The organism is Mycobacterium asiaticum (genome assembly GCF_001668675.1).
Taxonomy (GTDB): Bacteria; Actinomycetota; Actinomycetes; order Mycobacteriales; family Mycobacteriaceae; genus Mycobacterium; species Mycobacterium asiaticum_D.
Genome location: NZ_LZKQ01000329.1, coordinates 37,010 through 60,859, shown reverse-complemented (window position 1 = coordinate 60,859; position 23,850 = coordinate 37,010). Strand labels below are relative to the sequence as shown.

23 protein-coding genes and 2 pseudogenes are annotated in these 23,850 nt (G+C 66.9%); 16 read left to right on the top strand and 9 right to left on the bottom strand.

The annotated features are described in order from the left end of the window. The first annotated feature begins 135 nt into the window (after window positions 1–135). From A9X01_RS27200 to A9X01_RS27185, 4 genes are all read left to right on the top strand, one after another. Complete coding sequence (locus A9X01_RS27200) at window positions 136–558, top strand: hypothetical protein (RefSeq protein WP_065123668.1); 423 nt, start codon at window positions 136–138, stop codon at window positions 556–558. A gap of 36 nt (window positions 559–594) precedes the next feature. Next, window positions 595–2,403 carry a flavin-containing monooxygenase gene (locus tag A9X01_RS27195; protein ID WP_253849424.1) on the top strand — a complete coding sequence of 603 codons (1,809 nt, stop codon included), beginning with the start codon at window positions 595–597 and terminating at the stop codon, window positions 2,401–2,403. Next, window positions 2,400–3,947 carry a flavin-containing monooxygenase gene (locus A9X01_RS27190; RefSeq protein WP_065123667.1) on the top strand — a complete coding sequence of 516 codons (1,548 nt, stop codon included), beginning with the start codon at window positions 2,400–2,402 and terminating at the stop codon, window positions 3,945–3,947. The genes A9X01_RS27195 and A9X01_RS27190 overlap by 4 nt, the downstream gene beginning before the upstream one ends. Before the next feature lie 84 nt (window positions 3,948–4,031). Further along, the gene (locus A9X01_RS27185) at window positions 4,032–5,807 is read left to right on the top strand and encodes a PE family protein (RefSeq protein ID WP_065123675.1); all 1,776 of its coding nucleotides are present in this window, start codon (window positions 4,032–4,034) and stop codon (window positions 5,805–5,807) included. 47 nt (window positions 5,808–5,854) lie between these two features. Here the strand turns inward: A9X01_RS27185 and A9X01_RS27180 are convergent, their stop codons facing one another. After that, window positions 5,855–6,676, bottom strand: a complete 822-nt coding sequence (locus A9X01_RS27180; RefSeq protein WP_301336971.1) for an SDR family oxidoreductase — start codon at window positions 6,674–6,676, stop codon at window positions 5,855–5,857. Window positions 6,677–6,732: 56 nt separating this feature from the next. Here A9X01_RS27180 and A9X01_RS27175 point away from each other — a divergent pair, with 56 nt between their 5' ends. Both A9X01_RS27175 and A9X01_RS27170 read left to right on the top strand, forming a co-directional pair. Beyond that, window positions 6,733–7,326 (top strand): class I SAM-dependent methyltransferase, encoded by a 594-nt coding sequence (locus A9X01_RS27175; protein ID WP_065123666.1) that lies wholly within the window; start codon window positions 6,733–6,735, stop codon window positions 7,324–7,326. 40 nt (window positions 7,327–7,366) lie between these two features. Then, window positions 7,367–7,783 (top strand): hypothetical protein, encoded by a 417-nt coding sequence (locus A9X01_RS27170; protein ID WP_253849422.1) that lies wholly within the window; start codon window positions 7,367–7,369, stop codon window positions 7,781–7,783. A 4-nt stretch (window positions 7,784–7,787) separates the two neighbouring features. Here the strand turns inward: A9X01_RS27170 and A9X01_RS27165 are convergent, their stop codons facing one another. The 3 genes from A9X01_RS27165 to A9X01_RS27155 are packed head-to-tail and all read right to left on the bottom strand — an operon-like array spanning window position 7,788 to window position 10,071. Then, window positions 7,788–8,606 (bottom strand): SDR family NAD(P)-dependent oxidoreductase, encoded by an 819-nt coding sequence (locus A9X01_RS27165; protein WP_065123665.1) that lies wholly within the window; start codon window positions 8,604–8,606, stop codon window positions 7,788–7,790. Further along, the gene (locus A9X01_RS27160; RefSeq protein WP_065123664.1) at window positions 8,603–9,022 is read right to left on the bottom strand and encodes a nuclear transport factor 2 family protein; all 420 of its coding nucleotides are present in this window, start codon (window positions 9,020–9,022) and stop codon (window positions 8,603–8,605) included. The genes A9X01_RS27165 and A9X01_RS27160 overlap by 4 nt, the downstream gene beginning before the upstream one ends. Then, window positions 9,019–10,071, bottom strand: a complete 1,053-nt coding sequence (locus A9X01_RS27155) for a zinc-binding dehydrogenase (RefSeq protein WP_065123663.1) — start codon at window positions 10,069–10,071, stop codon at window positions 9,019–9,021. The genes A9X01_RS27160 and A9X01_RS27155 overlap by 4 nt, the downstream gene beginning before the upstream one ends. 61 nt (window positions 10,072–10,132) lie before the next feature. Here A9X01_RS27155 and A9X01_RS27150 point away from each other — a divergent pair, with 61 nt between their 5' ends. Further along, a complete protein-coding gene (locus A9X01_RS27150; protein WP_065123662.1) occupies window positions 10,133–11,017 on the top strand; it encodes a helix-turn-helix domain-containing protein in 885 nt (294 codons plus the stop codon). Here A9X01_RS27150 and A9X01_RS27145 read toward each other — a convergent pair. Next, on the bottom strand, window positions 11,014–11,433 hold the full coding sequence (locus tag A9X01_RS27145) for a DUF302 domain-containing protein (RefSeq protein WP_065123661.1): 420 nt from the start codon (window positions 11,431–11,433) through the stop codon (window positions 11,014–11,016). The genes A9X01_RS27150 and A9X01_RS27145 overlap by 4 nt on opposite strands. Before the next feature lie 179 nt (window positions 11,434–11,612). Here A9X01_RS27145 and A9X01_RS27140 point away from each other — a divergent pair, with 179 nt between their 5' ends. The 4 genes from A9X01_RS27140 to A9X01_RS27125 all read left to right on the top strand — a co-directional run bounded on the left by A9X01_RS27140 (window position 11,613) and on the right by A9X01_RS27125 (window position 14,981). Continuing rightward, window positions 11,613–13,019, top strand: coding sequence for an MmgE/PrpD family protein (locus tag A9X01_RS27140; protein ID WP_065123660.1), 1,407 nt, complete (start codon window positions 11,613–11,615; stop codon window positions 13,017–13,019). Window positions 13,020–13,094: 75 nt separating this feature from the next. Continuing rightward, on the top strand, window positions 13,095–13,868 hold the full coding sequence (locus tag A9X01_RS27135) for a DUF2127 domain-containing protein (RefSeq protein WP_065123659.1): 774 nt from the start codon (window positions 13,095–13,097) through the stop codon (window positions 13,866–13,868). Between the two features lie 98 nt (window positions 13,869–13,966). Then, entirely contained in the window at window positions 13,967–14,482 is a 516-nt protein-coding gene (locus A9X01_RS27130; protein WP_065123658.1) for a PaaI family thioesterase, read from the top strand. 31 nt (window positions 14,483–14,513) lie between these two features. Beyond that, entirely contained in the window at window positions 14,514–14,981 is a 468-nt protein-coding gene (locus A9X01_RS27125; RefSeq protein ID WP_065123672.1) for a winged helix-turn-helix transcriptional regulator, read from the top strand. A gap of 386 nt (window positions 14,982–15,367) precedes the next feature. Here the strand turns inward: A9X01_RS27125 and A9X01_RS27120 are convergent, their stop codons facing one another. Further along, window positions 15,368–15,955, bottom strand: coding sequence for a CGNR zinc finger domain-containing protein (locus tag A9X01_RS27120; RefSeq protein ID WP_253849420.1), 588 nt, complete (start codon window positions 15,953–15,955; stop codon window positions 15,368–15,370). 85 nt (window positions 15,956–16,040) lie between these two features. Here A9X01_RS27120 and A9X01_RS27115 point away from each other — a divergent pair, with 85 nt between their 5' ends. The 3 genes and pseudogenes from A9X01_RS27115 to A9X01_RS27110 all read left to right on the top strand — a co-directional run bounded on the left by A9X01_RS27115 (window position 16,041) and on the right by A9X01_RS27110 (window position 17,723). Beyond that, on the top strand, window positions 16,041–16,733 hold the full coding sequence (locus A9X01_RS27115; RefSeq protein ID WP_065123657.1) for an SDR family oxidoreductase: 693 nt from the start codon (window positions 16,041–16,043) through the stop codon (window positions 16,731–16,733). 10 nt (window positions 16,734–16,743) lie between these two features. Beyond that, a pseudogene (locus A9X01_RS29600) lies at window positions 16,744–16,878 on the top strand (polyketide cyclase); the annotation flags it as partial. Window positions 16,879–16,910: 32 nt separating this feature from the next. Continuing rightward, a complete protein-coding gene (locus A9X01_RS27110) occupies window positions 16,911–17,723 on the top strand; it encodes an SDR family NAD(P)-dependent oxidoreductase (RefSeq protein WP_065123656.1) in 813 nt (270 codons plus the stop codon). 8 nt (window positions 17,724–17,731) lie between these two features. Here the strand turns inward: A9X01_RS27110 and sigC are convergent, their stop codons facing one another. Beyond that, a complete protein-coding gene (sigC, locus tag A9X01_RS27105) occupies window positions 17,732–18,280 on the bottom strand; it encodes an RNA polymerase sigma factor SigC (protein ID WP_065123655.1) in 549 nt (182 codons plus the stop codon). A 90-nt stretch (window positions 18,281–18,370) separates the two neighbouring features. On the opposite strand from sigC, the pseudogene A9X01_RS27100 reads away from it, so the two are divergent. Next, window positions 18,371–20,679, top strand: a pseudogene (locus A9X01_RS27100) (heavy metal translocating P-type ATPase). On the opposite strand, the gene A9X01_RS27095 reads toward A9X01_RS27100, so the two are convergent. Together A9X01_RS27095 and A9X01_RS27090 are read right to left on the bottom strand one after the other, a co-directional pair. Beyond that, window positions 20,611–21,318 (bottom strand): zf-HC2 domain-containing protein, encoded by a 708-nt coding sequence (locus A9X01_RS27095; protein WP_065123653.1) that lies wholly within the window; start codon window positions 21,316–21,318, stop codon window positions 20,611–20,613. The pseudogene A9X01_RS27100 and the gene A9X01_RS27095 overlap by 69 nt on opposite strands. Window positions 21,319–21,412: 94 nt before the next feature. Beyond that, window positions 21,413–22,222 (bottom strand): class I SAM-dependent methyltransferase, encoded by an 810-nt coding sequence (locus tag A9X01_RS27090; RefSeq protein WP_065123652.1) that lies wholly within the window; start codon window positions 22,220–22,222, stop codon window positions 21,413–21,415. Window positions 22,223–22,330: 108 nt separating this feature from the next. On the opposite strand from A9X01_RS27090, the gene A9X01_RS27085 reads away from it, so the two are divergent. Then, window positions 22,331–23,695 (top strand): PPE family protein, encoded by a 1,365-nt coding sequence (locus tag A9X01_RS27085; RefSeq protein WP_065123651.1) that lies wholly within the window; start codon window positions 22,331–22,333, stop codon window positions 23,693–23,695. The last annotated feature ends 155 nt before the right edge of the window (window positions 23,696–23,850 follow it).

Here is a 23,850-nt window from a genome sequence, read left to right as displayed (position 1 = left end):
ACTACTTTCCGAACAAGGCCGAGCTGTTCAGGGCCACCGGTGACGAGATCGAGGCGATCGTCCTGCCGCGCCTGCGGGCGGCCGCCGCCCGGTCCGACGACACCGCCAGCCGTCGCGACGCGGGACGAAGCCGCCATGCCGCGGTTGCGCCAGGCCGCCCAGGGCCCGGGTGACATCGTCGACCGGGTCGAAGCGGTGCTCGACGAATGCGGACGATTGCTGCGGGACTATCCGGACCTGGCCGCATTCGAATGGGCAATCCGGGCGGAGAACCTCGTCGCTTCCGGCGGCGACGACAGCAGCACGTTTGAGACGATGCGCGAGATCATCGACGGCATCGTCGACGACGCCTGTCGCGCGGGCGATCTCGGCGCCGCGGTGGACCCGCAGGCCGTCGCCGAGGCGATCTACGCCCTCATCTACGGGTTGACCGAACTGGCAGCCACGCTGCCGCCGGAGGACTTCCAGGCCGCGTTGAGCGCGTCGAAGGTACTGGTACGAGGCGCGCTGTTCGGTAACGGCCAGGCACCGCACACCTTGATGCGATCAAGCGATTAATTATAGAGTCGGCCGCACGGAGAGTGGGGCCGAGACTTGACCGATGCGGTGGGGACCGAGACCGTCGAGCGCGCGTTCGACGTGGACGCGCTGCGGCGCAAGTATGCCGAGGAACGAGCGCGGCGGCTGCGTCCCGACGGCATCGGGCAGTACGTGGAGATCGCCGGGGAGTTCGCCCGGTTCGCCGACGACCCCTGGGCTGACGACGAATTCACCCGCGCGCCGCTCACCGACGAGGTGGACGTCGCGATCGTCGGCGCCGGGTTCGGTGGATTGCTCACCGGTGTGCGACTCCGCGAACTCGGCGTGCAAAGCATTCGGCTGATCGACCGTGCGGCCGATGTCGGGGGGACGTGGTACTGGAACCGGTACCCGGGCATTGCCTGCGACGTCGAGTCCTATGTATACATCCCGCTGCTCGAAGAACTCGGCTACATCCCCAGCCGCAAATACGCCACTGGGGCGGAGATCTTTGCGCACTGTCGCAACATCGCCGAGCGCTACGACCTGTACCGCGACGCATGCCTGCACACCGATGTACACGAGATTCGTTGGGATGCCGGCGATTCCCGCTGGGTTCTGACAACGAACCGGGGCGACGAGATGCGCGCGAAGTTCGTCACCATGGCCAACGGGTATCAGGCTAAACCCAAGTTGCCCGGCATAGCGGGTATCGCCGAATTTCGAGGACACACCTTCCACACCAGCCGGTGGGACTACGGCTATACCGGGCAGCGGTTGGAGCACCTGGCCGACAAGCGGGTCGGCATCATCGGTACCGGGGCCACCGCGGTGCAGTGCGTGCCTCATCTCGGCGCGGCCGCGCAACATCTGTTCGTGTTTCAGCGCACCCCGTCCTCGGTGGACATCCGCGCCAACGGCCCGACAGATCCGCAGTGGGCCAACGCATTACAACCCGGCTGGCAGCGGGAGCGCATTCAGAACTTCCAGATCCTCACCGCCGGCGGCCAGGCCGAAGAAGACCTTGTCGCCGACGCATGGACGAGCATCACCCGCAAGCTCCCGGTTATGCGCCACGACGCCGGCGCTTCCGTCAGCCACGGGCCCCGGGACATCGAGATGGCGGACTTCGCGAAGATGGAAGAGATTCGGGCCCGCGTGGACGCCATCGTGGTGGATCGCGCGACCGCCGAAGCGCTCAAGCCGTGGTACGGCTATTTCTGCAAGCGGCCCTGCTTCCACGACGACTATCTGCAAACCTTCAACCGCGACAACGTGACGCTGGTGGACACCCGCGGACTTGGGGTGCAGCGGATCACCGAGGCGGGTGTGGTGGTGGACGGGCAGACCTACGAGCTGGATTGCCTGATTTTCGCAACGGGTTTCGAGGTGGGCACCGACTACTGCCGCCGCACCGGTTTCGAGTTGATCGGGCGCGACGGGATCACGCTGACGGAGCGCTGGCGTGACGGCGTGCGCACCTTTCAAGGATTGTGCGCAAACGGGTTTCCGAACTGTTTCATCGAAAGCATCGCCCAAGCCGGACTGACGGTGAACTTTCCCTATCTGCTGGACGTCCAGGCCACCCACGCGGCGTGGATCATCTCGTGGGCGCTGCAACATGATGTCGACGAAGTGGAGGCGTCGGCGGCCGCCGAAGCGGCATGGGTCGAGATGGTCGTGCAACGCTCGGCGGCGACCGCGGAGCGGGCAAAAACCTGCACTCCCGGCTACTACAACCGAGAAGGCAAGGCGGACGCCAAGACCCGGCAAGGCAGCTTCTTCTTCGGCGGCCCCACCGAGTACGCCGACATCCTGCAGTCGTGGCGGGCCACCGGTGACTTCACCGGGCTCGAGGTGCGCCACCGTGGGAACGGTCCGTGAAGTACCTGCTCGGCCGGATCCGGGCGGCGGCCCGCCGTCGGCCCTCGCCCAAGGTGGCGATCGTCGGTGCGGGGTTCGGCGGCCTCGGCGCCGCCGTCGCATTGCGCCGTGCCGGCATCGACGACCTGCTCATCATCGAGGCCGACGACGGCGTAGGAGGTACCTGGCGCCGGAACACCTACCCGGGGGCGGCCTGCGACATCCAGAGTCACCTGTACTCATTCTCGTTCGCGCCCAACAAGTCCTGGAGCCGCACCTACGCTCGGCAGCCGGAGATACTCGCCTACCTGGAATCAGTGGCCGACGAATTCGACCTCGGCCGCCACCTGATGCTGGGTACCGCGGTGCGGTCCGCCCGCTGGTGCGCCGATACCTGCCAGTGGGAGCTGCGACTGGATCGTCGGACGTCCAGCGAGACGCTCAAGGTCGATGTTGTGGTATGTGCCGTCGGATTATTTGGCGCGCAACGACTTCCGGATATCCTGGGGCTCAAGGACTTCAGCGGCACCCTGATGCATACCGCCCAGTGGGACCACGGCGTGGACCTGACCGGCGCGCGGGTGGCGGTGATCGGGACCGGGGCCAGCGGGGTGCAGGTCGTTCCCGAACTTGCCCAGACCGCCGCCCACCTGACGGTCTTTCAGCGGACGCCGCCGTGGATGGTGCCCAAGGACGACCGGCCCTACACCGCAGCCGAATTGGCGCAATTTCGGCGCAACCCGCTGGCGGTGCGCCACACCCGCTGGAAGATCTGGAAGTTCCAGCACGACAACACCGCCACGATGGCCGACGACCCGGTGGTCGCGGCGCGGTCGCAATTCGCCACCGCGTTCCTGCAGCGCAGCGTGGCCGACGAAGAATTGCGGAGTGCTCTGACGCCCGACTACCCGTTCCGGTGCAAACGGGTGCTCCTGGGTGACGATTTCTACCGGGCGTTGCAGCGCGAGAACGTCACGCTGGTCACCGATCCCATCGCGCGCGTCACGACGACGTCGGTCGTCACCGCGTCGGGCGACGCCGTGGACGTCGACGCCGTCGTGCTGGCGACGGGATTCGAGACGTCCCAGTATCTGTCTGGCATCGAGGTTATCGGCGCCGAGGGACGCCGGCTGCACGAGCATTGGGGTGTGGACCCCAGCGCCTACCTGGGTGTAGCCGTTGCCGGGTTCCCCAACTTCTTCATGCTTTATGGCCCCAACACCAACCAGGGCGGTAACTCGATCGTGTACATCCTCGAGGCGGGTGCGCGACTGGTCGCCAGCGCGGTCTCGCGTATCGCCCGCCGCGGTGGGTACCTGACGGTACGTCCGGAAGCCGAGCACAGCTTCAATGAGCGGCTCTCGGCGGATCTGGAACGCAGCATCTGGACCCAGTGCAACAGCTATTTCCGCTCACCCAGCGGACGGGTCGTGACGCAGTGGCCCTACACAGAACTGAACTACGCAAGGCGCACCTGGCGCATTCGCCCCCGGGACTGGGTGCATCACACCGAAAATCTCCGTGACAACCACACGCCCAAGGCCAGTAAACTATCAATCGATTGATTAATGCGGTGAAAACGGCCCGGACCTCGCTGTCCTGTGCATACGATCAATCGATTGATTATATGGATGGTGGAGGTTCTTTCGGTGTCGTATCTGGTGACCGTTCCGGATTTGTTGTCGTCCGCAGCGACGCAGTTGGAAGGTATCGGTAGCGCGCTACAGGCGGCCGGGACCATGGCGTCGGCGCCGACGACCGCAATCGCGGCCGCCGCGCATGATGAGGTTTCGGTGGCGCTCGCCGCACTATTTGCCGGCCACGCCCGCGAATATCAGGCATTGAGCGGGCGGATGCAGGCGTTCCACCAGCAGTTTGTGCAGCTGGTGGCCGCTGGAGCGGGCCGATACGCCGAGGCGGAGGCGGCGAATGTCAACCCACTTCAGCAGGCGGCGCTCGATGTGATCAATGCCCCCACCCGCTCGCTGTTGGGTCGCCCCCTGATCGGCGACGGCGCCGACGGAGCTGCCGGTACCGGGCAGAACGGCGGGGCCGGTGGCTTGTTGTACGGCAACGGTGGGAAGGGTGGGTCCGGGGCGGCGGGCCAGGCCGGCGGCAGCGGCGGCAGCGCCGGCCTGATCGGTAACGGCGGCGCGGGCGGGCAGGGCGGCGCGGCGACTGATGCCGCAGCGCCCGCACCGGCTGGCGGGCGGGGTGGCAACGGCGGCGCGCTGTATGGCACCGGCGGTGCCGGCGGCGCCGGGGGCAGCGCCGGCCCGGTGGGTGTCGGCGGTGTCGGCGGCGCGGGGGGCAGTGCGGGCCTGGTGGGCGACGGCGGCGACGGCGGTACCGGCGGTTCGGGCGTGAACCCGGGCAAGGGCGGCGCCGGTGGCTCGGGCGGCCAGTTGGCCGGCAGCGATGGCGCCACCGGGGCGACGGGGACCAAACTCAGCGAACCGGGCAACCCGGGTAACCCGACCGACCCAGGCAACCCTGGACCAGGAAACCCCGACCCAGGAAACCCCGACCCAGGTGACCCCACCGACCCGGCCGGGCCGAACGCCGTTGACGCAGCGCGTGACGGCCACCTGACCGCATCAAGCGGCGGCAAGGTCACCGACGGCAATCTTGACGAGATCTCCGGTATCGACGCCGGCATCAACAACCCGAATGTGTACTGGGTGCACAACGATTCGGGCGATTCGGCGCGCATCTTCGCGGTCGACGCGGAGACCGGCCAGACGCTGGCCACCTACAAACTCAGCGGTGCAACCGCCAACGACTGGGAGGACATCGAGGTCGCCAGGGGCGCCGACGGCAAGTCCTACATTTATGTCGGCGACATAGGCGACAACGGCCACTCACGCAGCAACATCACCATCTACCGCGTTCCCGAGCCGATCGTCACCGGCACTGCGAGCAGTCCGACGAATGGGACATTGACCGGAGTCGAGCAGGTCCGGCTCACGTATCCCAATGGGGAGAAACTCAATTCAGAGGCGCTGGCGGTCGACCCGGTGAACCACAACATGCTGCTGATCGAGAAGACCAGTGACGACGTATCGAGGGTGTACTCGACGCCGGACAGCGGCTGGAGCAGCGCCGGAAGCAGCAGCTCGAGCCGAGCGCTGACCCAGGTCGCCACGCTGGATCTGTCGGATGCCAGTGAGCAACTGGTCACCAGCGCGGACTTCTCGGCCGATGGCTCGCAGCTGGCCGTGCGCACCTACGACGATGTCCTGCTGTGGGACCGGGCCCAGGGAAGCAGCTCCTGGTCGCCGTTCTCCCAGCAGGCCGTCGAAGGCTTGGAGACCAGCGAACGCCAGGGGGAGGCGATCGCATTCCACCCCGATGGTCGCGGCTACGTCACGCTCAGCGAGGGGGCGGGCCAGACGTTGCACGAGTTCAACGTCCGCGAGGTGTAACAGCGAAATACGCGGCCGAAACCGGGCGCTTGCCCGACCGGTCTTTCTCACCGGTTGCCGGCTTTCAGCGCGGCGGTCACCCCGCCGTCGACCAGCAGGTCGGTGCCGGTGATGAATGTTGCGTCCGGACCGAGCAGAAAGGCGGTCGCGGCGGCGATGTCGTCGGGAGTGCCGATGCGACCAGTGCCGGACATCGCAATCATCGCTCGCATCCCGTCCCCGACCGGGGAGTCGAGTTCCTGTTGTCCCATCGGCGTCGAGATGATGCCGGGGCTGATGGAGTTGATTCGGGCGCCCCGCCTGCCCCAGTGTGCGCTGGCTGCCCGTACCCGAATGTGGTTGGCCTGCTTGGCGACTGGATACGCGAAGTGGGGGTCGGTCAGCTTGCTCACAAAGTCCAATGTCAGCAGCGCTTCGGGCGGATCGTGGGCCAAAGCCTTCTCCTGCTCGGCGGTCAATGGCGGCACCAGATGGCCGGCCATGCTGGCGATCACCACGCCCGCGCCGCCGGGTGCGATGATCTCGCCGAACTCCTGCAGCACCAGCGCGACGCCGAGCAGGTCGACCGCCAGGATTGCCTCGGCGGACGCTTGCGCCGGGGACAGTCCGGCGGTGTGCGCCAATTGCGTTACGTTGCCGAGGGAGGCGGCGAATTCGGCGAGCGCATGCACCGAATCCGGCGAGGCGACGTCCACCCGTTGACTTTCGACGTCGTGCCCGTCGGCAGCGAGTGATTGGGCGACGGAGGCCAGTACCGAGTCGTTGTTGTCCGCCAGCAGCAGCGTCTTGGACGACCCCACCCGGCGTGCGATCGCCTGGCCCATTCCGCCCACGCCGATGATGGTCAGCACTTCCCGATGAACCGTCACCGGTACATCCCATCATCGCGCGGAAGCTGGGTGACCTTCGGGCTACCTTGGGTGGAATGCCGGCCGATCAACCGTGGAATATCAACATTCACTACAACGCCCTAGTCGACTCGCTGGTCCCAACCGATGCGCAAAGTTTGCTCGACGTCGGATGCGGGGACGGCTTCCTTGCGGCCCGACTCGCGCGCCGGATATCAAAGGTCACCGCCCTGGATGTGGATGAGCCGGTGCTGCAACGAGCGCGGACCCGCTTCCCGGACGCCAAGATTCGCTGGATACGCGACGACGTCATGACCGCCGAATTGCCCCCCTTTGACGCCGTCGTCTCAAACGCCGCCCTGCACCACATCGACGACACGCGGGCAGCGCTGGCGCGGCTCGCCGACCTGGTGACACCCGGCGGCACGCTCACGGTGGTGACCTTCGTCAGATTTTCGGTGCGGACGGCCTGGTGGCACCTGGCTACCGCGATGGCGTGTGTCGTCGTCAACCGGGTCAAAGGCAAGTGGGAGCACACCGCGCCGATCAAATGGCCTCCGCCGGATACGTTTTCGCAGCTGCGTCGCCACGTGCGTGCGGTGCTGCCCGACGCGCGTATCCATCGGCTGCTGTACGGCCGAGTCCTGATCACCTGGCAAGCTCCGGCGTGAGCGAGGCGTGAAGCGCCGGAAACCGGGGCATAAAGACCTCATGACCGAATCAAAGGAGATGCCGGACCTGGACGACGCAACTGTCGAGGCGGTCGGGCAGCTCTCCGAGGCGTTGGAGTATGTCGAACGCGCGCGCGGCGAGTTGTACTCGTTCCATCAGCTGATGGGCCACGCCGACCTGCTGCTTGGCCAGGCGTGCGACAAGCTGCGCGACGCCGGGCACGACACCGTGGCCGATCGTCTGCAGACGGAAATGGTCGGGCGCAACGTGCTGTACGGCCGGTGGACATTTCAGGTCGTCGAGGAGTTCGACGACAACTACTGGACGCCGCTCCGCGAGCACGAGCGCAGCGTACGAGAGCAACTGCAGGGCGGCACTCGACACGTGCTCGAAGCCAGGATGAAGGAGGAGCGCCGGACCGTCGGCCGGCCCGGCCACGAGAGCCGACCGCCGTAGCCGATCACCCGGCGGAACCCATGGCCGCGGCGCTGGCCTGGCTGATCAGTTCGACGGCCTGGTTGCGGGTCAGCGAACCGAGCAACTGCATCGCGGCGCAAATGTCTTCGCCCACAATCCAGGTCGGCCCGTTGGTGAGATTCGCGAACGCTTCGTCGATGACGTCATCAACGGGCACCGCGCCCGGCGGAACATCGTCGGGCGATGCGATCTGTCCGCGGCTGTACTCGAGTTCACGCAAGGCCGGGGTGTTGGTCTTGCCCAGGATGAGGCCGAGGACGTCGACACCGCTGTCGTGTAGTTCGGCCCACAGTGCCTCGGCGAACACCATGTCGAATGCTTTCGAGGCGGCGTAGGCAACCATGTTTGGGCCGCCGGCGAACCCGGCGCCCGATCCGAAGATCACGATGCCGCCCCGTCGCCGTTCGACCATTGCGGGCGCATAGTGGTGACACAGTTGCATCGGCACCACGCAATTGCGTTGGACCATGGCCTCCGCGGCCTCGACCGGAGTGGCCAGGAACGGCTTGAAATTCGGATCGGCCCCGGCGCAGTAGACAAGGAAGCCGATTTCGAGGTCCGTTGTTGCCGCAGCGATGCTCTCGACAGCTCCCGGACGCGCAAGATCTATTGCCAAGGCGAGTGTTTCGACCGAGGTCGCCGTCTTGATCTCGGCGGCAACCTGCTCGAGCACGGACTGCCGGCGTGCGATCAGGACCACATTGACGCCGCGCTCGGCGAGTCCGTGCGCAAACGCCGCCCCCACGCCGTCGGAGGCGCCGGCAACCAACGCCCAGGGCCCGTACTTTGAGGCGAAGGTCACTTACCCTCCTGCCCGACGGCGACGACGCGCACCGAGGTGAACCGGCGCCTGGCGATTCGCCATCCTGCGCTGGTGCGGACGATGTCGTCATCGTAGAACCCGGCGGCATTCACGCCGCCGCTGTTGTCGGCGGCCATGATCAGTCCGTCGATGTAGGTCCGAGCCGCCGCGCGGTCTCCGTCGAGGGTGATGGCGATATTGCTCAGCCGGTGCAGCGTGTGGCCCGCCATCGCGTGAGCCAGCTGCATGAACTCCGTGACAGCGTCGATGCCGTGCCACGCGCCGATCTCGCCGTAATCCAGTTCGCAGTCGTCGGTGAATACGGTGCGGAACAACGGCCAATCACGCCGGTCGATGCCGGTGGCATAACGGACCAGCAGGTCGGAGATGTCCTGCCGGTCTTCGCGGTCGGTCATGTCGATTCTCCGTTGGGGTGGACGATGATTCGCGGGGGACCGTCTGATCGGCGCGCGAGTTCGAGCGCGTCCGGCACCTCGTCGAGGGTGATGGTTTTGCCCACGCTGGGCAATGGGTCCAGTCGTCCCGAGGCGATCGCTTCGAGTGTGCCGTACCAGTCCTGTGGGTGTGGCCCGCCACCGAACTGGATGGTCACGCCCTGGCGGGTCGCCGTCGTGATGTCGAGTGTGTCACCGCTGTACCAGCCACCGGCGCAGTAGATACGGGTGCCGAATTCGGCGGATTCGACGAGCTCCTGGATCAGCCCGGCAGCGCCCACGCATTCGAAAACCACTGCGGGACCGGGCAAACCGCGCTGGACGCGGACCTGCCGAAACGCATCGATCGCCGACGATTCCACGGGGTCCACTTCGATGTGTGCACCGAAGAAGTCCCGGGCCAGCGCGCGACGCTCAGTCTTGAAGTCCGCGACGACGATCGGTTCGATGCCCCGGCTGGCAAGGGCGGCGACCGCGGACAGTCCGATGGCGCCCGCGCCGATGACGATTGGAACCTCCCCTGGCGCAAGCCGGGCCGAGCGCACATAGAACTCCCCGACGGCGAATGCGTCGGTCAGCGAGATTGCATCGGAGGAGACGTCGCCGGTGACAGCTTTGGCGGCGACTTCGGAAACCACCAGCAACTCGGCGAAGCTGCCCTGCGCCTCGGGGTGTTGGCCGATGATCCGCATCCCGCCCGCGCCGCCGTCCACCAGACGCACCGGCATTGCGGTCACGCGCGACCCGACGCTGAACTGACCCGAGCAACCGGGTCCGAAAGCCACGACCTCGCCGACGAATTCGTGACCGAGCACGATGTCCCGGTTCGGGTCGTACAGCGATCGGCCCGTCGGATCGTCGACTGCGAGCTCCGGGTGATCCATGAAATGCACGTCCGATGCGCAGATCGCGGTGCTGAGTGTTCGCAGCAACAGTTCGCCCGGCCCGGGTTCGGGATCCGGTGTCTCCCCGACTTGCAGCTTGTCGTCCCGCAATATGACCGCGCGCACCCTGGCCCCAATTTCTCGAATAATTGAGATAGGATCTCTAATCCTCGGAATCACTGTAGGAATGTCGGCACAAAGGAGTCAACCCATTCGCGGAGCGACATCGGCACCCACCGCCCGGGTACTCGACGTCATCGAGCTGCTTGCCCGCTGCGGCGGTAGCCAGCTGCGCTTCTCGGACGTCGTGCGTGAACTGGGACTGACCCAGGCGACCGCGCACGCGATCCTCAAGACGCTGTGTGACCGCGGCTGGGCCAGTCGAGATCCCGTTGCAAAGACCTTCGCCCTCGGCCCGGCGCTCGCCCTGGTGGCGGCGCGGACCGACGCCGCGCGGCCGCTCGCCCATGCCGCCCGTGCCGCGGCGCTTCGGATATCCGAAGCGGTCGGCCACCCCGGTTCCGTGGTCGAGCGGTTCGAGGACTCCTTGATCATCACCGCATTCGAGGGAAAGGGCGCCACCGAGCCGTCCGGGCTGCCCGGGGACCGCATCCCGTATGCGCCACCGTTCGGTGTCGCCTACGCCGCCTGGGATACGGCCGACGGGCAACGCGAATGGATTCGGCGTGGCGCAGGTACCGACGCGGACCGCTCCCGTCGGTTGGAAGGTGTGTTGGCCAGAACCCGGGAGCGGGGTTTCGATGTCGACTGCACCACGCCGGCGCTGGCGCAGGCGGTGATGGGCGCCCTGGAAAGTGACGAAATCCCGGCCACGGTCCGGCAGATCCTGGATCAGCTGATGGTCGAATTCATCTCCAGTGGTGCCCTTTTCGATGACGACGCCGGTCGCGCCAAGCGACCCGTGGTCACCATCTCCGCTCCCGTGTTCAATCACCGGGGCGAAGTCGCGCTGATCCTTGGGGTACACCCGCTTTGCGCTCTCACCACTCGTCAGATCCGGTCGATCGGTCAGCGTCTGGTCAAGGAGGCGAAGCTCGTGTCGAGTGGCTAGCCCGCTGCCCGGCTCAGTTCGGCGATGGCGGCACGCAATTTCGCACCCGCTTCGTCGGCGACGTCCTGCAAGCCCGGTTCGTCCATGACCCTGACCATGAGTTGTGGATCCATCGCCTCCACGATTACCGCACCGTCCCCGGCCGACGGGTCCGAACGCACGACCACATTGCAGGGCAGCAACTGCCCGATCTGGCGGTCCACACCGAGCGCGCGGTGCGCGAGCGACGGGTTGCAAGCGCCCAGGATCAGATAGTCCTCCATGTCTTCGCCGATCTTCTGCTTCAGCGTCGCCTTCACATCGATGCGGGTGAGCACCCCGAAGCCTTGCTCGGCAAGCGCCGCGGTGGTCTGGTCGACCGCATCGTCGAACGCGGCGTGCAGTGTGGCGGCGAGACCTTCAGTTTGCAAAGTCATTGTCTACCAATCCCTTCGGGCGCCAGCAGCACCGCGCCCATGTTCTGATGCCGAGTTTACGCCTAGGTGGCCGATGGCCGCCCCGCACCCGGATCCATCGAACGAGAGAAACGAGAGAAATAGTTCGGCACCCCGCATCGTTGCCGCTTTGGTATCAACGATCGAAGGGGCGAGAAATTATGGCGCGAACGTATGGCGTCGAGGACCTTGCCGCCTTTGTGACCGGCGCCGACCATCGGGACTTGGCGGGTCAAGCGAGAGCCGCGCTCAAGCGCAATGTGCTCGACAGCATCGCCTGTGCGGTCGGCGCGCTGGACGGCGAACTCATCCCAGCGATTCGCGCCCAGGCGGAGGAATTCAGCGGTCGGCCCACTGCCACCTTGGTCGGCGGCGGTCGCGCTTCGGTTGACCAAGCCGCATTCTTCAATGCGGTGCTGGTGCGCTACCCCGACCTGCTGGATACCTACCTCACTGTGGGCGGGCTATGCCACCCCGCGGACAATTTCGGCGCGATTCTTGCTGTGGCCGAACATGTTCAGGCCACTGGAAACGATTTTCTGCTGGCTCTGGCGGTGGCCTATGAGGTTCAGTGCCGCTTCAGTACTCAGGTTCCGGTCATGGCGCGCGGCCTGAATCATGCACTGCAACTAGCGATGTCGGTGGCGGCGGGATCGGCCAAGTTGCTCGGACTCGATGCGAGCCAGACGGCCGACGCGATCGCCGCCTCAGCGGCCGACAATGTCTCGCTGGCGGCGGTGCACGCCGAACCGGTATCCCACTGGAAGGGCATCTCCCCGGCGATGACCGGCATGCGTGCCGTCTACGCGACCATGCTGGCCGGCCGGGGCGTCACCGGCCCGCGCACCCTGATCGACGGACCCCACGGATTGGCTCAACTCTTCGGTCAGACAATCGAATTCGATCCCGACAACCGACGACTCACCGTCGCCGAGCAGACCTACCTGAAGCAGTACTGCGCCCTGATCCATGGCCAGGTGATCATCGACGCGCTGCTGTCAATCCGCACCGCCCACCAGCTACGCGGTGATGACGTCGCGGCGGTGACGCTGGAAGTGATCCAGAGCGCCTACGACATCGCTGGGGGCGGCGCATTTGGCGACAAGAATCGTCCGTGGACCAAGGAACAGGCCGACTACAACCTGAAGTACCTCAGCGCGGTCGCCTTGCTCGACGGTGGCGTGGGACCCGAACAGCTTGAGACCGAACGAGTCCGGCGCGACGACGTCCAGGCCCTGCTGACCCGGATCGCCGTCGTACCGGCTGCCGACCTGACGGCCGACTATCCGGGGCGCACCGGTGTCCGTGTGTCGGTGAGGACGCACGACGGGCGAGAACTCCATCATCGCCAGGCCGACTACGAGGGATCACCGACTCAACCCCTGTCGTGGGACCGGGTCGTGGAGAAGTTTCACTGGCTCGCCGAACCGTGCAGCGACCGCGGGTTGCGCGGTGAAATCATCGAGGCCGTCAAGAGCCTGGACGAAATCCCCGTCACCGATCTGACCGGATTGCTGGGCAGGGTCAGCCCGGTGGCCGTAGGGCCGCGTAGCGCAGTCAGATTCTGATGCCTGTGCGCGTCCCCTTGCGTAGTTTGCTGCTGGCGTTGATGATCGGCGTCAAATCCGCCCGAAGGAGCGCACGTGGCCAAGAAGAAGAACCGCGCCGTCAACCGGTGGGAATTGGTCACCTGCGCCGTCGCCGGCCACGCCACCTACGCACCCGACGACGAGGCGCTGGCTGACCGGCTCAGGGCGGACACGAAGCTCGGAGAGGTATGGCGCTGCCTGCGGTGCGGCGACTTTGCCCTGGGGGAACCGCATGGCCGCGGGCGTCCGGAAGACGCGCCGCTGATCATGCGCGGCAAGGCGTTACGGCAGGCCATCATCATCCGGGTGCTGGCGGTCGAACGACTTGGGCGAGCCGTGATACTCGGGCTCGCCGCCTGGGCTGTCTGGACGTTCCGTGGTTCCCGTGGCGCCATCCAGGCCACGCTGGACCGCGACCTGCCGATATTCCGCGCCGCCGGATTCAAGGTCGACCAGATGTCGGCGATACACGAGCTGGAAAAGGCGTTGGCCGCAAAGCCGTCCACCTTGGCGTTGATCACCTGCCTGCTGGCCGCCTACGCGGTGCTGCAGGTGGTCGAGGGCGTCGGCCTGTGGCTGTTGAAGCGGTGGGGTGAGTACTTCGCGGTGGTGGCTACCTCGGTGTTCCTGCCGCTGGAGATCCACGACCTGCTCAAGGGCGTCACCACGACCCGGGTCGTCACCCTGACCATCAACATCGCCGCGGTGCTGTACCTGGTGATCTCCAAGCGCCTTTTCGGAGCGCGCGGCGGCCGCAAAGCCTACGACGAGGAACTGCACGGTGAGCAGTTGCTCGACCTCGAACGCGCCGCCATGACGCCCGCCTGACCGCGCCATGTGACGCAGGCGATGCCACAGCTGGCTTGACTAAAGTTTAGCCAGCAACGAATATTGGGGTACCTGCGTCCCGCGAAAGGCATCTGCTCATGAGTGAAACGATCTGCGACACAAGGCAAGCCACGCGTACCCGAACCATCGAGTGGGCAGACCCGCTGAGCGCAGCCGAGGCGGCCCGCGGTCGAAGCGGTCTGGAGTTCCTGCAGGCCATGGTCGACGGCGAGATACCCCCGCCACCCGTCATGAACACCATCGGCGCCCGCCTCGAATCCGTCTCGCCAGGAACCGCGGTGTTCACCATGACGCCGGCCGAGTTCCACTACAACCCGATCGGCTCCGTACACGGTGGCATGTACTGCACGCTGCTGGATTCGGCCGCGGCCTGCGCGGTCCACAGCAAGCTGCCGGCGGGGGTTGGATACACCAGCCTCGACCTGGCGGTGCGGTTCATCGGCGCAATCAGTGTCGAGACCGGCCCGGTCCGGTGCACCGGCACCGTCACCCATCTGGGTCGGCGGACCGCGCTCGCCGAAGCGGTATTGACCAGCAGCACCGGCAAGCTATTGGCGTCGGCGACCAGCAACTGTCTGATCTTCAATACCTGATCCGCTGCGGGAGGTGGGTTCGGTGGACGCGATGAAACTGGCGGGCGGCCTCGCCGACCGAGACCGCTGGACGGCGGCCGACTGGTGCCCGATGGAACGGGCGCTGCGGCTGATCGGCACGCATTCGGCGATGGTGCTGCTACGCGAAGCCTTCTTCGGTGGACGTCGTTTCGACGACCTGGCCCGCCGCGCTGGGGTGACTGAACAGATCGCGGCCAAGCGCTTGCGGCAACTCGTGGATGCCGGTTTGCTGGAAAAACAGCCGTACCGACAGGCTGGCCAGCGCACCCGGTACGAGTACGTGCTCACCGAGCGCGGTCGCAGCCTGTTTCCCGTCCTGATCAGCCTGATCGAATTCGGTAGGCTGCTGCAGGGCGAGTCCACCGCGAGCGAGCTGGTTCACGACGGCTGCGGCGCACCCGTCGTCGCGGAAATCCGGTGTGCCGCCGGCCATGAGGTTCCGCTCGCGGACACCGCCATACGGATCGCGAAGCGCTGACGCGCCCAGCTGTGACCTGCCCGACTCGCGTTGCGGCGATGTGTCGGAATACACAACGGCGTTTCCCTGTTGTTGACCGTGCGTGCGGTTGGCTCGTACACGGCTTGGGTAGATATGAGCCGAGCGACCGGACTGTGCACTCAACAGTGGCCGAGAGTCGCATAGACAAAGGACCGGACGACGTGACAGTTTTACCCGATTCGATAGACGGTGGCGCTGAAGTCACCGTGCCCATCATCAGACCGCGAACCTGCCACGTGCTGCACGTGCACCACCGCAGCACCTGTGGATCCGGATCCGCCCGGCCGGCCGGCGCCCCGCGCCTGATGCAGCGCGGGCTCGAGCGCTGCTGACCAAGCGCTGCTGACTCAGACGAAGCTGCCGACCTAAGACGAAGAAGTAGTTGCCGCTGCGCGACGCCGCGCGCGGGACGCCCGCAGGTTTGCGGCGTTTCCGCATGTCTTCACGTCATGCCACACGCCGCTATTGTTCTTCGACCGGTCGTAGAAAGTTGACGGGCAGTGGGGATTGCGGCAGCGCTTGACGCGGCGCCACTCGCCGAGGAGTTGGCCGCGTAGCACCTCTGACCACAGCACGGAGGCAAGCCAGCGCCAGCCGTTGCCGACCGGTTCCAGCCGTACCTCACCGTCCTCGGACACAGCGAACGAGGCCGAGGCCGGCGGGCCGCCCGGGGCCACCGGCTCACCTGCGACCATTCCGGCGATCGTGGTGCGCAAGGCCCTGAGCCTGTCCAGGTCGGCTTCGCCCAACTCGGGCGGTGCGGCGTCCACGCCGCTCAGGCCCGACCAGGTCTTCATGGCCTCTGTGGTCCAACGATTGGCCGGGGCGGGATCGGCCAGCAGGTCCTCGCCGTAGTCACCGATGCCCACGGTATTGAGGAAGTCCTGCACCAATCCCAGCCCGCCGGGGGCCGGCTCAAGCCCATAGCGCTGTGACGCATACCACCGAGACATAAGCTAAGCCTACTTGTCTATGTCACATCGGTCAATTAACCTGACAGAGGTAAAAGCTTAATACCTACGTCAGGGAGAAGTGGTCATGATCAGCATCAAGGGTTCGACGGCAGTGGTCACCGGCGGACAGCGCGGACTCGGCAAGGCGATCGTGAACGAACTCGTGGAGCGGGGTGCTGCGAAGGTGTACGCGACCGCCCGGGTGCCGCAGGACAACACCGATCCTCGGGTCGTAAGCGTGCCCCTCGACGTCACCGATGCGGATTCCGTTGCGGCACTGGCGAAAGCGGCGCCGGACGCACAGATCGTGATAAACAATGCCGGCATCGCCGGCGGACACAGCCTGCTTGACGACGATTTCGACGAGATCCGCGCGATCTTCGAAACCAACCTGTTCGGTGCGCTTCGGGTTGCCCGGGCGTTCGCGCCGATCCTGGCCCAGAACGGCGGCGGCGCACTGGTGGACATTCATTCGGTGCTGTCCTGGTTGGGCGGCTACGGCGCCTATGGCGCCTCCAAAGCCGCCTTCTGGTCGGTCACCAATTCGTTGCGCGTGGAATTGGAGAAGCAGGGGACGTTGGTCACCGGCGTGCACCTCGGCTTCACCGACACAGACATGATCGCCGACGTCCGTGCGCCCAAGAACGACCCGCGTCAGGTCGCCCGCGACATCCTCGATGCGGTGGAACGCGGCGACGCCGAGGTGCTGGCCGACGAGCTCACCCGCCGGGTCAAAGCGGCCCTCTCCGGACCGGTCGAGGCATTGCAAGCCCGCTAGCATTCGCCGCATGCCGGAACGCGCCGAGCGGATCGTGACCGTTACCCGTCAGATCGCCGCCGGCGCGGACCGGATCTTCGAGCTGATCGCCGATCCCGCCCGTCAGCCGAGTTGGGACGGCAACGACAACCTCGCAACCATCGCGGAGGCGGGCTAGGTGCGAGTACTTTCACTGCCATGGCTCTCCCACCAGCAGGAAATGATCGCGCAGCCGTCGTCACCGGTGCCTCGTCGGGCATCGGCGAACAATTCGCCCGGATCCTGACCGAGCTTGGCCATCAGGTGGTGCTGGTGGCGCGCAGCGCCAGCCGGCTGGCCGAGATCGCCGAACGGTTGGGTCCCCAAGCCCGGCCGCTGCCGGCGGACCTCTCGGACCGGGCGGTCCGGGCCGGCCTGCTGGGCCGGATCGGTGATCTCGGCCTGACGCCCGACATCCTGATCAACAACGCGGGCCTGTCCACCCTCGGCGTCGTCGCCAAATCCGTTCCAGAGGACGAACTCAACCTCGTCGAGGTCGATGTGGCCGCCGTGGTCGATCTGTGCAGCAGACTCCTCCCAGGCATGGTCGACCGACGCCGGGGCGCCATCCTCAACGTGGCGTCCGTGGCGGCATTCGGCCCGCTGCCCGGGCAGGCGGCCTACGGTGCGGCCAAGGCGTTCGTGTTGTCGTACTCGCACAGCCTGCGCGGGGAGCTGCGCGGCACCGGCGTGTCCGTGACGGCGTTGTGCCCGGGGCCCGTGGACACCGGGTTCGGCGAGGCGGCCGGTTTCACCAAGGAGGAAGCCGAATCCGCGTTGCCCAAGGTGATGTGGATTCCGGTCGATCGGGTGGCGCAGGCCGGGATCGACGGACTCGCGGCCGGCAAGGCCGTCGTCGTCCCGGGACTGGCCAACCGGATCTCGGCGGGCCTGTTCCGGGTGGCGCCGCCGGAACTGATGCTGCCATTCCTGGCGCGCAATCACCCCGGCGTCAAACGCGCACTCGCGTAACCCGTTTTCTAGCCTGTCTGGTTGCCTTCATTGGCTGCCCGCAGCAGGTCGTCGCGGGCCCGCGCCACCCGGGACCGCACCGTGCCGATGGGGCAACCGCTGATCTCGGCCGCCTCCGCGTAGGACAGGCCGAGGATCTGGGTCAAGACCAGCGCCTCGCGGCGCTGCGCGTCCAGTCCGTCGATCAGCAGGCGGACCTCCACCATGTTTTCGATCCGGCTGCCACGACGGGCGGCCCCTGCTACGGCGTCGAAATCTGTCACATGGGTGGTTCGGGGCCGGCTGGAGTTGTGCCGGATCTGGTCGACGACCACTCGACGGGCTATGGACAGCAGCCAGGTGCGCGCGCTGGAGCGTCCGGCGAAGCGGGGCAGTGCGCCAATAGCCCGGAGGAATGTCTCCTGGGTCAGGTCGTCCGCGCTGGCCGGGTCGGCCAGATAGGCAACCATCCGCCAAACATCGCGTTGGGTGGCCTGGATGAATTGGGTGAGGGCGGCCCGGTCACCTCGTCCGGCGCATTTGGCGAGGTGGGTAATTTGATCCTCGTCGTCACCCACGGTTTTAGAGACTAGAACATGTACGGCCGGAACTAACGAGCGCGCTCTGACGACTGTTCTCCAAACATGGTCAGGAGGTGAGGAGCCAGGATGTTGACCGCGGTAACCGACGCGCAGCGTCCCCAGCTCGTTCAGCTCGAAATCAGCGGCATGTCCTGCGCGGCCTGTGCGCAGAAGGTGAAATCCACACTCAACAAGCTGCCGGGGGTTCGCGCCTCGGTCAATTTCGCCACTCGGACGGCGACCATCGAGGCCGGCGAAGGAATTTCCGCCGACGAACTGTGTGAAGCGGTCCGGCGGGCCGGTTACCAGGCCGAACCGCGCCGGGCCGGTCTCGCATACGACGGCGATCCCGACGCCGAGCACGCCCGGTACCTGTTTACCCGGTTGGCCGTTGCCGCCGTGTTCTTCGTGCCGCTCGCCCATTTCTCGGTGCTGTTCGCGGTGATACCCGAGTGGCGTTTCACCGGCTGGGCGTGGTTGCTGACCTTGCTCGCCCTGCCGGTGGTGGGTTGGGCGGCATGGCCGTTCCACCGAGTTGCGCTGCGCAACGCCATGCACGGTGTCGCATCGATGGAGACGTTGATCTCGGTCGGGATCACCGCCGCGACCATCTGGTCGCTGCGCACCGCCTTCGGCTCGCCCCCGTCCGCCGAGCGCCGGGGCGTTTGGCAGGCGCTGCTGGGCAGCGACGCAATCTACTTCGAGGTCGCGGCAGGCGTCACGGTCTTCGTCTTGGTGGGGCGGTATTTCGAGGCCCGCGCGAAGTCCAAGGCGGGTAGCGCGCTGCGCGCCCTGGCTGCGTTGAGCGCGAAGAGCGTCGCCATCCTGGAGCCGGACGGTTCCGAGACGGTGATCCCGGCCGACGAACTCAGGGAGCAGCAGCGTTTCGTGGTGCGCCCGGGCCAGACGATTGCCGCGGACGGCTTGGTCGTGGAGGGGTCGGCCGCGGTCGACATGAGCGCGATGACCGGCGAGGCCAAGCCGGTCCGGGTGGACCCCGGGTCGAGCGTGATCGGCGGTACCGCCGTTCTCGACGGCAGGCTGATCGTGGAGGCGGCGGCGGTGGGGGCCGACACCCAGTTCGCGGGGATGGTCCGGCTGGTGGAACAGGCGCAGGCGCAACGCGCCGAGGCCCAGCGCCTGGCGGATCGCATTGCTGCGGTGTTCGTCCCGTGTGTCTTCGCCATCGCGGGGCTGACCGCCCTGGGCTGGCTGGCCGCCGGCGGTGGGCCCGACCGGGCCTTCTCGGCCGCCCTGGCCGTTCTGGTCATCGCGTGCCCCTGTGCGCTGGGTCTGGCGACCCCTACGGCGATGATGGTGGCGTCTGGCCGCGGCGCGCAGCTCGGCATCTTCCTCAAGGGCCATCAGTCGCTGGAAGCCACTCGCGCGGTAGACACCGTCGTGTTCGACAAGACCGGGACCCTGACGACGGGGCAACTCACCATCAGCGCCGTCACCGCCGCGCCCGGCTGGGACGCCGACGAAGTTCTGGAGCTGGCCGCGACGGTGGAAGCCGCGTCCGAGCACGCCGTCGGACTGGCGATCGCGGCGGCCACCGCGTCCCGACGATCACTCACCGACTTCCGTGCCGTCCCGGGTCGGGGCGTCGCCGGCACCGTGGCCGGCCGACCCGTTCGGGTCGGCAAGCCGTCCTGGATCGCCCCGCGGGATGCGGCGCTGGCGGCCGCCCGGCACGACGCCGAATACCGCGGTGACACCGCGGTTTTTGTTGAGATCGATGGGAAAACGGGTGGCGTCATCGCGGTCGGTGACGCGGTGAAGGAGTCGGCGGCGGGCGCGGTTGCGGCGCTGCACGAGCGGGGATTCCGGACGGTGCTGTTGACCGGTGACAACCCGGCCTCGGCCGCGGCAGTGGCCGCGGGCGTCGGGATCGACGAGGTGATCGCCGACATCCTGCCCGAGGGCAAGGTCGATGTCATCGAGCAATTGCGGGAACGCGGTCGGGTGGTCGCCATGGTCGGCGACGGCATCAACGACGGCCCGGCACTGGCTTGTGCCGACCTCGGCATGGCCATCGGGCGCGGCACCGACGTGGCGATCGGTGCTGCCGACGTCATCCTGGTCCGCGACGACCTCGAGGTGGTGCCGCTGGCATTGGACCTGGCCGCCGCGACGATGCGCACGATCCGGGTCAACATGGCCTGGGCGTTCGGCTACAACATCGCCGCGATCCCGATCGCCGCTGCGGGACTGCTCAACCCGCTGATCGCCGGCGCGGCGATGGCGTTCTCGTCGTTTTTCGTCGTGTCGAACAGCCTGCGTCTGCGCAACTTCGGTGCCGACCGGAGCGATACGGTAACGCCCGGCTACGCGGCCGAACCGTCCGTCGGCCACAGGTGACCGCGCCGCCGCCCGCGAGATGCGTTCTCCGGTAACACGATATCGGGATCCGAGGCGGCGCTGGACGGTGTCGGTCCGCGCGAGTCGCCGCTTCGCCACACCATGGTTGCCAGGATCGCGCCGATCACGACCGGCACGTGGGACAGCACCCGGGCGGCCGTGACGGCGCCGGACAGTGAATCGAGCACCACATACGCCGTCAGCACGCCGACGTAGGCCGCCGACACCGCGGCCAGACCGGCCGCGGCCCGCGGCCACACGGCCGCAACGATCATCACCACCGCCAGCGCTATCGACCACGAGGTCGACTCGTTGAGCAGGTGGCCGCCGGGCGCTACGCCGTGGTGGTCGGAGAGTCCGACGCTCACACCGAGCCCCTGTGCGCCGGCCAGCGCCGACTGGGCCAGCCCCACCCCCAGCAACGCCCAGCGTTGCCAACTCGCCCGTGCTCGCTGCGGCGCCGGCGCCTCGGGTCCGAACGGGCCCACCGGCGTGATCACCGGCCGGGACCGCACCAGTCGGCGCAGCAGGTCAGCTTGGTCGCTCACCTGGTCGAACCAGGCTCGGCACGCCGCGCATTCGGCGAGGTGTTCGTCCACCCGCGCCGACGGCACGGGCTCGCGCTCGCCGTCGATCCGGGCCGACAGCGCTTCGCGCGCCACCTCACAATCCATATCTCTATAGTCGCGCAAAAGGGGCCCGATGTTCCCGGCAACCCGGCAACCCGGCAACCCGGCAACCCGGCAGCCCGCTCAGCCGCACAGCTGCTCAGTGGAAATCCACCTCGGTGGTGGGCGCGCGGAACCTCTTGAGCACTGCGAGCCGGTAAGCCAAAGGCATGACGCTGCGCAGCAGCAAGCCACGGCCCGGCGGAGCGGGCAGTTCGCGCACCGCCCGGACACCGGGGATGGCACGCAGGTCCGGATAGTCCTCGGCGGTGAACCAGAACGGCATCGGCGGCGCGGTGTAATGCTCGCTGAGCCGGAAGCCACGTCGCCGCGAATACACGCTCAGTAACCACGGAACGCTGTCGAAGATGAGCCGCCCGCCTGGAAATCTGCTGGCGCACTGCTCGATCAGGCCGAACACCGCAGGGCGCTGCAGATACTGCAACAGGCCTTCGGCGGTGATCAGCACACCGCTGGTGACGTCTACGTCATCCATCCAGGAGTAGTCGAGCGCGGACTGCGCGCGGTACCGCAGCCGGTCGGTTGCCGGAAGCAACTGCCGGCGCAGTTGCACGATCGGCTCCAGGTCCACCGACAACCAGGTCAGCTGTCCGTTGTCCACGCGCCAGAAGCTGGTTTGCAGGCCTTCGGCCAGGGCTACCACCGTGGCGCGTGGACACGCGCGCAGGAACTCCCGGGTGGCGTTGTCGAAAGCCAAGGCGCGCAACGCCGCTGCCTGATGGGTGCGGCCGAAGTGGTCGTAGTCGTAGTCGATGCTGTCGCGAAGTCTGATGGCCATCGGGTCGTCGATGATGCCGTCCGGCCGAGCGGCCTCGGTTGCCCGCTGATGCAGCGTGAGCAGCGCGGTTTCGGAAACGCCGTGCAGGTGACGGCCGTCGACGGTCGGCATGGATCCGACTGTACTGATCAGGGAACTTTCGGCCAGCCCCGGACGACTACCTCAGACGACCGAGCAAACCTATTCCCCGGAGGTGGCAGCCTGACCGGCCCGATATGGATGGCAATGCCCCCTGAGGTGCATTCGTCACTGTTGAGCACCGGGCCCGGGCCGGGATCACTGCTTGCCGCCGGCGCGCGGTGGCATGAACTCAGCGAGCACTACCGACAGGCGGCCGCCGAGTTGCGCAGGGTGCTGGCCGAGGTGGAAACCAGCGCGTGGCAGGGCGCCAGTGCCGCGGAATATGTTGCGGCACACGGCCCGTACCTGGCCTGGCTGGAGCAAGCCACGCTGGACAGTGCCGCCACCGCGACTCAGCATGAGGCGGCGGCGGCCGCCTACGACAGCGCACTGGCCGCCATGCCGACTCTGATGGAGCTGGCCGCAAACCACGCGCTCCACGGTGCCCTGGTCGCAACGAATTTCTTCGGTCTCAACACCATTGCGATCGCCCTCAACGAAAGCGATTACGCCCGGATGTGGGTGCAGGCCGCCGACACCATGGCCGGCTACCAAGCCACCGCGACAGCGGCGAACGCGGCAGTGCCGGGAGCCCGGCCCGCCCCACCCATCCTCGCGCTCGACTCGATCGCGCCACTGGTCGATCACCTGACCGATTTCCTGGCCGATCCCTACAAGTATTTCCTGGAGTTCTTTCAGCAATTCGGACTCAGCCCGGCCGGCACCGTTGCGCTGGCCGTGATTGCGTTGCTCATCTACGACGTCCTCTGGTATCCGTACTACGCCTCGTATTCCCTGCTGCTGCTGCCGTTTTTCACCCCCGCGCTCAGTGCCCTGAGCGCTCTGGGTGCGCTCGACGGCGGGTGGCTGCCCGAGGCGCTACCGGATGCGCCTGCCATGGCGGTCACCGCCGCGCCCGCACAACGGATCAACGAGAACACCGGTGCGTGGGCAGCGCCCGTGGCCGCGAGCGGGGCGGGTGCGATCCAGCACGGCGGCACGCAGACCCCCGGCGCTACCGCCCCGATCTCGCCCGCCGCCGGCTCACCGGCGCCCGCTTTCAGCTACGCCGTGCCCGCCATGTCACCACCCAGCGTCGGGTTCGGGCCCAAGGCCGCGGCGGCTGCCACGGAGACCGTCGGCAACCCCGTGTGGGCCTGTGCCGCAACGCGATTGAACCGCGAAACACACACTGGTCGTCGTAACCGCGGCAAGGGTGGCGCCGTGCTACGCGGGTATCGGGACGAGTTCCTCGACGCGTCGATGGACGGCCCCATCGATGGCGAGTGGGAGACTGCAGCGAGCGACCAAGGCGCCGGTGCACTCGGTTTCGCCGGCACTATTCCTGAAAGGCGAAGTGCGCCAGCAGGATTAGTGCAACCCGGGACCCGGTACACCGGCGTGACCGTCCCGTTGCTGCCGGCCGGCTGGAACACCTCGGGCGAACAGGCGGGGCGCCGATGACACCGGTGACGTCAAGGATCCCTCAAGAATGCACCAAGGATCCACCAAGCAACCGGTGGCAGATTCCTCCCATCACGATCGCTGAGTCGCCGCCGATCCGGCAGGCGGCTCACCAAGGGGGTTTGCATCACGACAGCTATTGATTTCCAGAACAT